Source organism: Corynebacterium sp. 122RC1, from assembly GCF_024580955.1.
In the GTDB taxonomy this organism is placed as follows: domain Bacteria; phylum Actinomycetota; class Actinomycetes; order Mycobacteriales; family Mycobacteriaceae; genus Corynebacterium; species Corynebacterium kozikiae.
In genome coordinates this window covers 19726-32327 of the sequence record NZ_JANIKD010000008.1, presented here as the reverse complement: position 1 = coordinate 32327, position 12602 = coordinate 19726, and the positions used below count along the sequence as shown (strand labels likewise).

At 58.5% G+C, this 12602-nt stretch carries 9 protein-coding genes and 1 tRNA gene; 4 read left to right on the top strand and 6 right to left on the bottom strand.

Going from position 1 to position 12602, the window contains the following annotated elements; all coding sequences use genetic code 11:
• The 6 genes from NQ050_RS05475 to NQ050_RS05450 all read right to left on the bottom strand — a co-directional run bounded on the left by NQ050_RS05475 (position 1) and on the right by NQ050_RS05450 (position 6583).
• A complete protein-coding gene (locus NQ050_RS05475) occupies positions 1-639 on the bottom strand; it encodes an HD domain-containing protein (protein ID WP_257038285.1) in 639 nt (212 codons plus the stop codon).
• Between the two features lie 66 nt (positions 640-705).
• Positions 706-1344, bottom strand: coding sequence for an NADPH-dependent F420 reductase (locus tag NQ050_RS05470; protein WP_257038284.1), 639 nt, complete (start codon positions 1342-1344; stop codon positions 706-708).
• Between the two features lie 2 nt (positions 1345-1346).
• Complete coding sequence (locus NQ050_RS05465) at positions 1347-2483, bottom strand: LLM class flavin-dependent oxidoreductase (RefSeq protein ID WP_257038283.1); 1137 nt, start codon at positions 2481-2483, stop codon at positions 1347-1349.
• A 283-nt stretch (positions 2484-2766) separates the two neighbouring features.
• Positions 2767-4437, bottom strand: coding sequence for an ABC-F family ATP-binding cassette domain-containing protein (locus NQ050_RS05460; RefSeq protein ID WP_257038282.1), 1671 nt, complete (start codon positions 4435-4437; stop codon positions 2767-2769).
• Between the two features lie 288 nt (positions 4438-4725).
• Positions 4726-4801, bottom strand: a tRNA-Glu gene (locus NQ050_RS05455).
• A gap of 840 nt (positions 4802-5641) precedes the next feature.
• Positions 5642-6583: a sugar-binding transcriptional regulator gene (locus NQ050_RS05450; protein ID WP_257038281.1), complete on the bottom strand. Its 942-nt coding sequence runs from the start codon at positions 6581-6583 to the stop codon at positions 5642-5644.
• 145 nt (positions 6584-6728) lie between these two features.
• Between NQ050_RS05450 and NQ050_RS05445 the strand changes: the two genes are divergently transcribed.
• The 4 genes from NQ050_RS05445 to NQ050_RS05430 all read left to right on the top strand — a co-directional run bounded on the left by NQ050_RS05445 (position 6729) and on the right by NQ050_RS05430 (position 12352).
• A complete protein-coding gene (locus tag NQ050_RS05445) occupies positions 6729-8489 on the top strand; it encodes a glycerol-3-phosphate dehydrogenase/oxidase (protein WP_257038280.1) in 1761 nt (586 codons plus the stop codon).
• Between the two features lie 379 nt (positions 8490-8868).
• Positions 8869-9642, top strand: a complete 774-nt coding sequence (locus tag NQ050_RS05440; RefSeq protein WP_373456434.1) for an MIP/aquaporin family protein — start codon at positions 8869-8871, stop codon at positions 9640-9642.
• Positions 9643-9765: 123 nt separating this feature from the next.
• Positions 9766-11319, top strand: a complete 1554-nt coding sequence (gene glpK / locus NQ050_RS05435) for a glycerol kinase GlpK (RefSeq protein WP_257038279.1) — start codon at positions 9766-9768, stop codon at positions 11317-11319.
• A 172-nt stretch (positions 11320-11491) separates the two neighbouring features.
• The gene (locus NQ050_RS05430; protein ID WP_257038278.1) at positions 11492-12352 is read left to right on the top strand and encodes an NAD(P)-dependent oxidoreductase; all 861 of its coding nucleotides are present in this window, start codon (positions 11492-11494) and stop codon (positions 12350-12352) included.
• The last annotated feature ends 250 nt before the right edge of the window (positions 12353-12602 follow it).

Below are 12602 nucleotides of genomic sequence, written 5' to 3'. Positions count from 1 at the left end.
CTATCCCTCACCGGTAATCACCTCCAATTGTGCGCAAAGCGCAGGGTATTGGCTTGCTTCCAAGGCCTTGGGTATCCGGCTTTCAAAGAGCTCAAGGTTGGCCCGGTACCACCATGCCACGCCCTGTTTCCCCGTTTTGAACCGTTCCCAGAGGGCCTCGCCAACCTGCGCGTAGTCCTGCAGGATTGACTGCAGATTGTGCGTCTTGTCCGCGAGGGCCACGAGTACTGCCCCTGGATCGGTCTTCGCACTGCTCAGCACATCAAGGTATGCACGGTTGCGCTCCCACCAGTTGTTGATGGAGGCGTCTTTGGTAACAGCGCGAACCATGCTCGCCACTTTCAGCCCGAATTCCACTTCCATCTGGGCAAAGCTATAGCGATCAGGCGCGTCCTCCACTACGTCATGAAGCAGCGCCGCGATGCGCACATCTTCACGCTCGGTGAGGGCACACGTTATTGCATACACCCCGAAGACGTGAGAGATATAGGGCAAGCGCGTGCCCTTTCGGAGTTGCCCCTCATGGCACAGGGCCACCACGTTTATAGCGTGCAACACCTTCGTACTGGGCATGGCAGCGCCACGGGGCTTGAGGAAATCACCCTGTGGATGCTGCAATATCTGATCGTTGTGCGTCACAACAATCATTATGCAACGCGCACCCCCACGAACCACCTGTCCGAAGTGGGGCCCTTGGGGGCGTCGTTAATGCTCCCCTTCTACCCCCAGTAACTCCTGCAGCCGGTCCTTTGGCAGCGCCGCCCCGAAACCGGGCTGCCCCGGCTCGAGCACCTTGCCCTGGTGCAGGCTCCCAAGCGGGACGGGGTCAAAGCCGAAGGAATCCACCAGCTCGGCTGCGGCGCGCACGTCCTTGGGCGAATCACCAGCAACGGCCATTGCGAGGCGTGCCGGGGCGCCCGGAGGCAGACTGTGGTCGGCGAGGTCGTGGTAGCCCATATGATTGAAGGCCTTGACCACGCGCTTGAGCCCCAGCTCGCGCTGGACGAACTCGCTGGAACTCGGCAGGAGCTCCTCAGGGTTCAGGCTGCGTCCGTCCACCTCCCACCAGTAGTTCATGGCGTCGATCACCAGCGTGTCCTTCAGCATTTCCGCAGGCAGATTGCGGAACTTTCCCAAAGGCAGGGCCAGGATCACCGCGTCCGCACCGGGAATCACTTCCTCCGCGCGCCCTACCTCGCTTCCCGGCGCCAACACGCTCATGGTCAGCTCGATCTTGCTTGGGTCACCGGAGCCCGCTACCTTCACGGTATAGCCGGCTCCCAGCCCGAGCTGCGCGAGGACAACACCGAGCTTCCCGGCGCCCAAAATCGCAATCGTGTTCATGATTAGCCCTGTTCAGCGACGGTCTTGTCGGAGGATCCAGAGGAGTCTGCGCGCCCGGTCTGTCCGGCCCGCTCGGCCCGCTCGGCGAGAAGTTCGCGGACGCGTGGGATCACTTCCTCTCCATACAACTGGATGGAAAGCTCGCGGTCCTCTACCGGCTGCTGCCCGTGCCCGTAGATGAGGTCAAATCGGTCCAGGTGGAGGGCTTCCGCGGTGTCTGCAATCTTGCGCGCCACAGTCTCTGGCGAACCGACGTACAACGCACCCTGCTCAATCTCGAATTCAAACTGCTGCCGTGTGAACTCTCCCCAGCCACGCTCGCGCCCGATCCGGTCACGGTTCCGCTTGAACGTTGGGAACAGCCGCTCGCGGGCCTCTTCATCGGTCCGCGCGATGAAGCCAGGCGAATGCACACCCACCAAACCGGGCGTGGTGCCAAGCTGCTCAGCGGCACGGAAGTATAGGTCAACGTACGGAGCAAAACGACGCGCACTGCCGCCGATGATGGCGAGCATCAAGTTGAAGCCGTAGCGCGCGGTGCGAACCACCGACTCCGGGGAACCACCCACGCCGATCCATGTTTCCATGCTGCCCGCCTCCGTCTTAGGGAATACATCAGCGTTGCGCAGCGCTGCTCGCGTTTGCCCCTCCCAGGTCACAGGCTTTTCCTTAAGCAATTCCGCAAACAGCTCCGTCTTCTCCTCAAAGAGGGCGTCATAATCGCGCAGGTCGTAGCCGAATAATGGGAAGGATTCCGTGAAGGAGCCTCGGCCTAGCATTACCGACGCCCTACCGTTTGACAAAGCATCCACCGTGGCAAATCGCTCAAAAACGCGGACTGGATCATCGGAGCTCAATACCGTCACGCCGGTGCCGAGCTTGATGTTTTCCGTCACGCTTGCGATTGCAGCCAGAACGGTCTCTGGGCTCGAAATTGCGAAGTCATCCCTGTGGTGCTCTCCAAGCGCAATGTATTCAATGCCCAACTTGTCTGCGAGCTGTGCCTCCTTCACCACTTGGCGGATGGCTTCTGCATATGTGACCAATTCTCCGTTGCGAGTTGGGATGTCACCAAACGTATCCAAACCAAACTGCAATGGCTTTGGGGAATTATTGGTGTGTGCGTTTTCCGTGCTCATGGCGGGTTCCGTTCCTTTACTTTCAAGGTTTGTTGTCATATCTACTAAATGGAACACTAGCAGACCTCAACTCATTCCCGGGCGCGTTTGCGGCCTTCGGGGCTGAGGCAGGAAACGCGAAAAACCGGAAGCCGCCCTTTGGGGCTTCCGGCTTACAGCATTCCCACGCAATCAATCAGTCAGGGAGCTTGGCTGAGCCATTTGCTCAGTGCTGCTCAGTGCTGCTAGTTGTTGCGAGACTTCCTCCACACGAGGCCCGCACCCAATCACATCTCAATGCCGGCTACCGCACAGGCTCGAGGTGAAGGCGCCGCCCATGCCAGTGGTCAATCAACCAACGGTCATGGCTGGCAATGATGAGCGTCCCCTGCCAGTTGCGGAAGGCCTCCTCGAGGGCGTTCATCGTCTCCAGGTCCAGGTAATTCGTCGGCTCATCAACCACAAGCACAGAAGGGCGTGCTGCCAAAGCAACAGCAAGCTGCGCACGGCGTTGATTCCCCGCGGACAAATCCTTAATCGGTGTACTCCACAACGAGGGATGCAGGATCCCCTTCCCTGCCTCCCCAATGCCACTTCGCATCGTTGCTGCATCAAAATCAGAGGCGGCTTCGTCGGGGAGCCTCTGCAAAACAGTTCCGACGGATTCATCTCTGCTGATCACACCACTGCTCACAAACCCCTCAGGTGGGCTCCCTGCGACGATCCAGTTCAACAGGGTTGACTTACCAGCACCGTTTTCCCCCGTCACCAACAGGTGTTCACCGTGCGCCAAATCAAAGGTGACAGGTGCGAGCCTGCCGTCCACCGCCGCGTCCCTCACCGAGACAGCTAAGCCGCTGCGAGGTGGCAGTTCGTAAGATGGAAACTCGAGGTTATAGTGGCGTGGTTTGCGGACCTCCTTTTGGGAGAGGCGTTCCAGGCGAACATCGTCTTTGCGCGTCCTTTTCACCGATGTGGCTGCTGCACGATCGGTAAAGAACTTCTTTACATTTCGATCCGCAGTTTTCACCCGAACTCCGCCGCGCGCGATCTTCATGCTTTCCTGCCGGTGCTCCTGGAGATCTCGTTTCTCTGCCTGCTGCGCAGAATGGATTTGCTGATGCTTCGCACGGGCCGTCGCCTTTGCAGCGAGATAGTCCGTGTAGTTGCCCGCGTTCCGGTACACCCCTGCAATGGTTTCGCCGTCAAGCTTGGCGAGTTCTTGCCACACAGTAATGTCCATGTCGTAAATCACGGTGGCGGTGCTTTCAATGAAGGCTCTGTCGTGGCTAGCCACCAGAACCGGGCCGCCCCAATCCTGGATCACATTTGCAAGGTACTGCACGGCCTCACTGTCCAAATGATTAGTCGGCTCATCCAGCACCAACACCTCAGGTTGGCCTATCAAAAGGCCGGCCAGGTTGAGGCGCGCACGCTGACCAGGTGAAAGAGTAGGTAGCATCCGCTCACTCCCTGCCCCTCCTCCGGCTCCTGTCCCTGTTCCAGCCCCGATCCCGGTCCCTGCAAACTCTGCAAGTCCGAGCCCCGCGAGAGTTTCACTCACGAATGCATCCAGAGACCACACGTTGAGGGCATTCAACCGAGCGAGGATCTGGTCATATTCGGTTTCCAGGAGCTGGGACGGCTTGCCACTATCCGTAGCCAATGCTTCTGTAACTTCTTCAAAGCGTGAAAGCAGCTCCCTGAACGGCGTTAGTACCGCATCGAGGTATTGTGCAACACTGCCTTGGAAGGATTCAGGATCTGGAATGGTCTGCGGGTCAAACACAGTGACAACTCGACCCGAATCAGGCGTGAGCTCACCAGTGAGCAGCCTCAGCAGCGTGGATTTTCCCACCCCATTCGGGCCAATGAGGAAAGCCCGCTCACCGGCTGAAACGTGCAAATTTACTCGGTCTAGAATCTGGCGGGAGCCAAAGGAAAAGGATACGTTTTCAACAACAATTTCAGGCATTGCGAATCCCAACAGGTAGAAGTAACTTCGGTATCTCCTCAGTGAAACTGAGCGGAAATTACATCTTCACCGGATTCACACGCTCCTTACTCAACATCAATGGCATCGCCCACCACCCGTCAAAAGCGTTTCGCAATGCAGTGGCCTCAGAATGCAGTGGCCTCAGAACTCCTTTGTTCTGGGTAGTAGGGCCCCTATCCTAGCAAATAGCCCGAAACGCAACGAGGCTGCCAATGAATATTCACTGGCTGCCTCGTTGTTTCCTACGCGCTTTAAGAAACCACGCATTGGTACCCCGTACGGGATTTGAACCCGTGTTACCGGCGTGAGAGGCCGGCGTCCTAGGCCGCTAGACGAACGGGGCTTTGTTCGAACTGCTCGAAAGCGGTCTTGCAGAAGTGTATATGCAAGGCAAGGAAACTCACAAATCAGCAGCTCAAGCAGCTAATTTCACAACCGCTCACAGCCCGCTTACATGAGCAGCCCAGCTCTCCGTGGCAGCTACAATAGGCCGCCCAAAGAACTGGGGTGAGTGGTTCAAATGCCTTGCCTGCTTCGCTCATCGAAGCCTTTGGGCTGTGTGTGCGGAAGTTTCAGTGGCTGCATCTTCTTTCACGGCGCCACGTCCGCGGCCTCCTGCGGGGAGGTAGGTGCCAAGGCGTTCAGCTACCAGGCAAGCACTTGATGCTGGGGCGTTCCCGCATTGCCTCCAAGGGATGGCTCCTGATTCGCGCATGCTTTGCGCTTGGAAGTCTGGATCATGGCGTTGCCGGCGCTCGCTCGGCAAGCAATGCGGTACGCGTGCTGCCCTTCAGATTCACTTACTGCCATAGAACCTCCTTGCAAATGCTCGGGATTATTACGCTCCAGCTCCTACAACACTCCCTGATCACCCGCTTACTGCCAATGCCTCAAGAAAACCGCAGCCCCTCGTTCAACAAGTTCCGTATTACTTTTTACTGAACCACTAGGACCACTGTCCTCCAAAGCACCAGCCCGCGGGCCAACCTTTCAAGAATCATCGCTAGGCATTCGGCCGAACTCCAATGGACGGAAGCCGGACCTATACAACCAAGCGAGAGTTCCTATTAAGGATTGGCTCACACCATAAGAGGTGAACCGTCGGTAAGCGTCTGCAGTTGTTGGATAAGCCTCAGCATAGCGCTGTGATGCAGACTTGGGAAGACCTTTTGTGAAATCTAGATCACACAATGAGTTCTGCAAGCCTACTGCTCACAACCAAGTCGGTAATCGCACCCGTTCGCAACGCTCCTCGCAGCGCCGCCGCGCGGTGCGCACCGGACGCCACGCACACGCGTCGGTCAATCTTTTTCAAATCTCTCGGCGTTGGCCCCGTTGCACGCTTGTTCACGGCAAGGTCCTCCCAGGAGCCGTCCTCGCGCAGCATCACGGTGCACATGTCCCCTACTACCCCTGCCACTCGGGCTTGCGCCTGCTGAACCTTGTCAAAGTAGCCACCGGCGTACACGTGGGAGGGAATCTTGCCACCGAACGCACCCACACCGAACACCGCCACCTGCGCCTCCCGCTGCACCGAAAGCACGTTGCGGATGCTGCGCTCACGCCACATCGCTTCCTTGGTTTCGGCGTGATCAAAGAAAGCGGGGACGGGAAAGTGAACCATGTGAGCGTCGTAGGCGGAGGCGATTTGTCCCAAAATCGAACCGGAGTACGCAATTCCGGTGTTCCATGCATTGCCCGCGCCGTTGAGTTGGACCACCGTAACGTCTTCCAAGAGCCTTCGGGGGAGGTATTGAGCCACCTCGCTCACCGTGGACCCCCATGCCACCCCCAGCGTTGTGCCTGAATCCACCAAACTGTCTACGAGTTTTGCCCCCGCGGAGGCTACTGATCGCATCCAGCGGAGCTCAGAATAGGAACTCGGCGCACGCACAACGTGCGCATTCACGTGATATTTTTCCGCGACGAGCTGCTCTAATGGGTCTTGCGGACGCATCTCTTGATGGATCTGGATGGTCACCACTCCCGTTTGCCGCGCCTCAGCGATCAACCGGGAAACAGTGGGCCTAGAGACGCCCAGACGCTCCGCCACGCGCTCCATCGTAAGGTTTTCACCGTAGTAGAGCTGAGCGGCCTCGTACACCACGTTTTTCCTTTTGTTCATCAGTGCTCAACTATAGATGAAACTTTGTTCATCGGGCTTGAGCGGTGGAGGTCACAGGCGTCAAATGGGCAATAGAACGGTTCCGTAAAGGAAACGCATAAGGAAACGAAATCAGTTTCACGTCAGATACTTGGAAGGCAAGGCAATGACTGCCACTTTTACTCACAAGTCCTACCTCTCAGCCGAACAGCGCCAAGCTGCGCTGGAGGCCATGTCCGATGATCAGGGTGTAGACATCTTGGTCATCGGCGGCGGTGTCACTGGAGCCGGTATTGCCCTGGATGCAGCAACCCGCGGCCTGCGCACGGCTGTCGTGGAGGCTGGCGACTGGGCGGCGGGTACCTCCGCATGGTCCACCAAGCTGGTGCACGGCGGCCTGCGCTACCTCTACAACCTGGACTTTAAGCTGGTTGCTGAGGCTCTGCGCGAGCGAGGCCTGCTCCTGGAGCGCACCGCACCACACCTGGTGAAGGCTCAGCCATTCCTGTGGCCACTGAAGATGCCAGTGATCGAGCGTGCCTACTCTGCTGTTGGTATTGGCATGTATGACACGATGGCGTTTGCTGGCGCTGGCGGCCACCGCACAGTTCCAGCTCAGCACCATTTCACCAAGTCCGGTACCAAAAAGATTTTCCCGAGCATCAAAGACAACGTCTTTACTGGTTCAATCCAGTTCTACGACGCCCGCGTGGATGATGCCCGCCTGGTTATTGACCTGGTTCGCACCGCTGCAGGCTACGGCGCCCTCGCTGCTTCGCGCACGCAGGTCGTCGGCATTGAAAAGAACAGCTCCGGCCGGGTTGTTGGCGCGAAGATTGTGGACCTGGAGACCGGCGAAGAGCGTACGGTTAAGGCACACCACATCATTAATGCCACTGGCGTGTGGACCGAAGAGTCCGAGTCTATGGCCACCAAGGATGCCGGCCTCAAGGTGCTCGCATCCAAGGGCATCCACTTGATCGTCCCCCGTGATCGAATCAAGGCTACCAGCGGTATCTTTACCCAGACTGAGAAGTCGGTGCTCTTCTTCATTCCGTGGCAGCGCTACTGGATCATCGGTACTACGGACACGCCTTACCACGAGGACATCGAACGCCCAGTGGCCACCAAGAAGGACATCCAATACGTCCTGGATCAGGCAAACAAGCTCGTAGACGATGCCCTCACGGAAGATGACATCATCAGCACCTACGCCGGTCTGCGCCCACTTCTGCAGCCAACCCTGAAGGAAGGTTCTGAGAAGGCCTCCACCAAGGTATCCCGCGAGCACACTGTCACCGAGGTTGCCCCAGGAATGAGCGTGATCGCCGGCGGCAAGCTCACCACCTACCGAGTGATGGCTGAAGACGCCGTGGACTTTGCCCTCGGCGAGCGCGCCAAGGCCCTGCCATCTGTGACCACCAACATCAAGCTCGTAGGCGCTGAGGGCTACGAGGTACTCGCTGCCCGCGCCGAGGCACTGGCAACCGAGCAGGGCTGGACCTCCCAGCAAACCGAGCACCTCCTGGAACGCTACGGCGCCGAGCTCATCGACGTCATCAGTGCAATCGAGGAAGATCCTTCCCTTGGCGAGCCGCTGAAGGAGGCCCCACAATTCCTGCGTGCCGACGTGCTCCGCGCCGTGCGCACCGAGGGCGCACTGCACCTTGAGGATGTGCTGGTGCGCAGGGTTCGCCTTGATCTGGAAGCCAAGGACCGCGGCCTTTCCGCCGCAGAAGAGGTCCTGGACATCATGGCTGAGGAACTCGGCTGGGATGACGCCACCCGCACCAAGGAGCTCGACGCTTACAAGGAGCGCGTGGAGGCCATCGCCGCAGCTGAGACACACGATACCGATGCCGAGGCGGCAGCCGAGGTAGTTGGTGCAACCCACATCGCTCCACGCCAGCCAATCCAAAAGGCCTAGCTGGCCATGGTTGAGGTTTGCGCTTACAAGTGAGCAAACCTCAACCACCTGCGTGGGAATCACCATTCCTGCTCCCCTGCCTGAGTTGCCAGTACACCTAAATGTACAAACCACTGGCGGTTGAGGAGGGAGCAGGCAGGCAGTTCCCTAGTAACACAAGACATTCACTGTATTTCTCTTATCCAAATGCAATGGGATGCCGAGCATGCTGTTAATCGCAATCACGCCTCCGAACAGTACAAATCACGACCACCGCGATAAAGCAGCAAACCCACAAGTTTTGCCTCATCCGGCTTCCCGGCCTGACATTTCCTTTCCCCAGTGTTCCGCTGCGTACCTCGCAGGGGTTCTTGGGGAACCCAAATGAAAGAGGTTTTCCATGAGTACTCTCCTCGCTTCTGGCCTAGTGAACGCTGACGGCACCGCCACCATCATGGGTGCGTTCGCTTCAGAGGTACTAGGTACCGCAATGCTCATTCTTCTCGGCGCAGGTGTCTGCGCCGCTGTCACCCTTCCTAATTCCGCTGCGCGGAATACCGACTGGCTCACTATCGCCTTCGGCTGGGGTTTCGCCGTGTTTGCTGCGGTATATGTTTCCGGCCCCTCTGGTGCGCACCTCAACCCAGCTGTTTCCATCGGCCAACTCGTTGCAGGTAATGATTTCGCCCCAGGCATCGCTCCAACATTCACCAACTTCCTGATCTACGTAGTTGCACAGTTGATCGGCGCATTCATCGGCGCCTGGGTTGCCTACCTTGCATACAAGAAGCACTTTGATATTGCGGAGCCTGGTACCACCAAGGGAATCTTCTCCACTGGTCCCGCTGTCCGTTCCTACGGCTGGAACTTTGTCTCTGAGGCCATCGGTACCTTCGTTCTCGTGGGCTTCGTTGTGGCATCCGGCCAGACTCCTTCCGGCCTCGGACCACTAGCTGTGGCTCTCATCGTTGTTGCTATCGGCTTGTCCCTTGGTACTCCCACCGGGTACGCCATCAACCCAGCACGCGACCTCGGTCCTCGTATCGCACACGCATTGATGCCAATCAAGGGCAAGCCCTCCAGCGACTGGGCCTACGCATGGGTTCCAATCGCCGGGCCACTGGTCGGTGCAACCCTCGCGGCTCTGATCGTCCCCGCGGTTCTGGCAATCTAATCCGCCTAAATCCTCGGCAAACTCCTTAAACTCAGCAATCCCCCACCTCCATAATGTTTCGCACCTTCGGTGCAGCAGCCGCGGACTGCGGTTTAGGTGGACTACAGAAAGGCAACATCCATAATGTCTTCCCTCCCAGAGCGTAAGAAGTACATCCTCTCCATTGACCAGGGCACCACCAGCTCCCGCGCAATCCTGTTCACCAAGCAGGGTGAAATCAAGAGCGTGGGCCAGCACGAGCACGAGCAGATTTTCCCAAAGGCCGGTTGGGTTGAGCACAACCCACTGGAGATCTGGGAAAACGTCCGCAAGTCTGTGGGTGAGGCACTCTCTCGCGCAGAGGTGAACCACCATGAGATCGCAGCCGTGGGTATCACCAACCAGCGCGAGACCACCGTGGTGTGGGACAAGAACACTGGCGAGCCTGTATATAACGCCATCGTGTGGCAGGACACCCGCACGCAGAAGATCTGTGATGAACTCGGCGGCGAGGCCGGCCCTGGGAAGTACCATGACATCACCGGCCTGAACTTGGCAACCTACTTCTCCGGCCCCAAGATCAAGTGGATCCTGGACAACGTAGAAGGCGCACGCGAGAAGGCGGAGGCTGGCGACCTGCTGTTCGGCAACACCGACACCTGGGTGCTATGGAACCTCACTGGCGGCAAGGATGGCGGCGTGCACGCCACCGACGTCACCAATGCGTCCCGCACCCTCCTCATGAACATCCGTACCCTTGAATGGGACGAGAACATTGCTGCAGACATGGGCATCCCAATGTCCATGCTCCCACAGATCCGTTCCTCCTCTGAGGTCTACGGTGAAGGCCGCCAAACTGGTCTGCTCGCCGGCACCCCTATCGCCGGCATCCTCGGCGACCAGCAGGCAGCAACCTTCGGCCAGGCTTGCTTTGAAAAGGGCATGGCCAAGAACACCTACGGCACCGGTAACTTCATGCTCATGAACACCGGCAACGAGCCTGTGATCTCTGAGAACGGTCTGCTCACCACCGTGGCTTACAAGATCGGTGACGCTGATCCTGTGTACGCCTTGGAAGGCTCCGTGGCTGTGTCCGGCTCCCTGATCCAGTGGCTGCGTGACAACCTGCGCATGATCGACCACGCTTCCGAGTCCGAGGAGCTAGCAACCAGCGTTGAGGATTCCGGTGGAGCATACGTTGTGCCTGCGTTCTCTGGCCTGTTCGCACCACACTGGCGCCCAGATGCCCGCGGCGTAATCGTGGGTCTGACCCGCTACGTCAACCGAGCACACATCGTTCGCGCTGCTCTGGAGGCAACCGCATTCCAAACCCGCGAGGTTCTGGACGCAATGAATGCCGACGCCGACGCCGCAGGCACCAAGGTTCACCTGGAGGAGCTGCGTGTAGACGGTGGCATGACCGCCAACGAGTTCCTCATGCAGTTCCAGGCAGACCTGCTCGGTGTGCCAGTGATCCGCCCAAAGGTCATTGAGACCACCGCTCTCGGCGCAGCCTACGCAGCAGGTATTGCTGTTGGCTTCTGGGAGGGTGAGAAGGACGTGATTGATAACTGGGCCGAGGACAAGCGTTGGGAGCCCAGCATGGACAAGGAAGAGGTGGAGCGTCAGTACCGCCTCTGGAAGAAGGCCGTGTCCAAGACCTTGGACTGGGTTGATGAAGACGTAGACCACGAGTAATCACCCGCTCCCCCTACTCTCCTTTGCCGCAGCGCCCCGCCTCACACATTCAACCTTGTGTGGCGGGGCGCTTGCGTGCGTCGGTAAAGATCCCCCTCACGTGCCACCTGCCGCATCCTGGCGTAGGTTGTGGAAGTAGCAGGTTTTTCATGGTCGAACAGGAGGCAGCACAATGAAGATTGCATTTCTTGGCACGGGGCGCTTGGGCACTGAGCTCGCGCTGCAGTTGCTCAAGGATGGCCACGAGCTCACGGTGTGGAATCGCAGCAAAGCAAAGACACAGACGCTTGCCGACGCCGGTGCGGGCGTTACAGACACCGCTGAGGAGGCAGTCACGGGCGCTGAGCTGGTGGTGAGCTGCCTGTTTGATGCCAACGCCGTGCAAGAGGTGATCGTGGATCCGGGGCTCATTCCGGATGGGGTTGCGTGGGCAGATGCGTCCACGGTTGCGCCGAAGGACACCGAAGTTTTCGCGGCTGCGGTGCCGAGTTACGTTGCCACGCCGGTTGTGGGCACCCTTGGGCCCGCCCGGAATCGGGCGCTGGGCGTGTATGTGGGTTCGGCAGATGCGGAGGTGCGTCAGCGAGTCTTTGAGGTAGTGAAGGTCTGGGGTGAAACGAACCCCGAGCGCGTGAAGCAGGTGGACACCCCAAGGCAAGCGGCGGCTGGGAAATTGATCGCGAACCTGGCCCTTGCCGTGACCGCGCAGGGCTTCAAGGAGGCCTTGCTATTTGGAGAGTCCCAGGGCGTGGATGCGCAGACAGTGGTGGAAATGCTGGGTTCCACTGGGCTCGAGTTCATCCGAAACATGAAGAGCCCGTTTGTGCTGGGTGAACGCGACACCGCCCCAGGTGACTTCACCGTTGATGCGATTGCCAAAGATGTTCGCGCGATCCTCACTGAGGCCAACTTGCCTCTACCCGCAATTGCAGCAGCGCTGCAGTCTTTCGAGGTGCAGCAAGAGAACGACCGCGGTGATCACGACTTCTCCGAGATCCTGGTGCACCGTGCCGATAGGCCGGACATGCCTTAATGGAGAGCCTGAGGGGCCTCGCGCTGGTGCTGGGATCAGGTTCGGGTTTGGGTTTGGGGTGACTGCTTTGCGAAGCAGCCCCAAGGAGCCGTAACGAAATCTTACAGCGAAACAATTTACCTGGTAGATAGAGTTCGCGGCATTCCTGTGAAAGAAGTATACCCTTCTGTTATTGCAGGGAACCTTTCCATCAAGATCGTAACTGCCTTCCCAGGTGCAAAGTGCCTTAGACACTAGGGAACAATGAGGA

Excerpts from the sequence above, each read along its gene's own strand:
- NQ050_RS05450 (WP_257038281.1), bottom strand. The coding sequence starts at position 6,583 with ATGAACAAAAGGAAAAACGTGGTGTACGAGGCCGCTCAGCTCTACTAC.
- NQ050_RS05470 (WP_257038284.1), bottom strand. The coding sequence starts at position 1,344 with ATGAACACGATTGCGATTTTGGGCGCCGGGAAGCTCGGTGTTGTCCTC.
- glpK (WP_257038279.1), top strand. The coding sequence starts at position 9,766 with ATGTCTTCCCTCCCAGAGCGTAAGAAGTACATCCTCTCCATTGACCAG.
- NQ050_RS05465 (WP_257038283.1), bottom strand. The coding sequence starts at position 2,483 with ATGAGCACGGAAAACGCACACACCAATAATTCCCCAAAGCCATTGCAG.
- NQ050_RS05460 (WP_257038282.1), bottom strand. The coding sequence starts at position 4,437 with ATGCCTGAAATTGTTGTTGAAAACGTATCCTTTTCCTTTGGCTCCCGC.
- NQ050_RS05445 (WP_257038280.1), top strand. The coding sequence starts at position 6,729 with ATGACTGCCACTTTTACTCACAAGTCCTACCTCTCAGCCGAACAGCGC.
- NQ050_RS05430 (WP_257038278.1), top strand. The coding sequence starts at position 11,492 with ATGAAGATTGCATTTCTTGGCACGGGGCGCTTGGGCACTGAGCTCGCG.
- NQ050_RS05440 (WP_373456434.1), top strand. The coding sequence starts at position 8,869 with ATGAGTACTCTCCTCGCTTCTGGCCTAGTGAACGCTGACGGCACCGCC.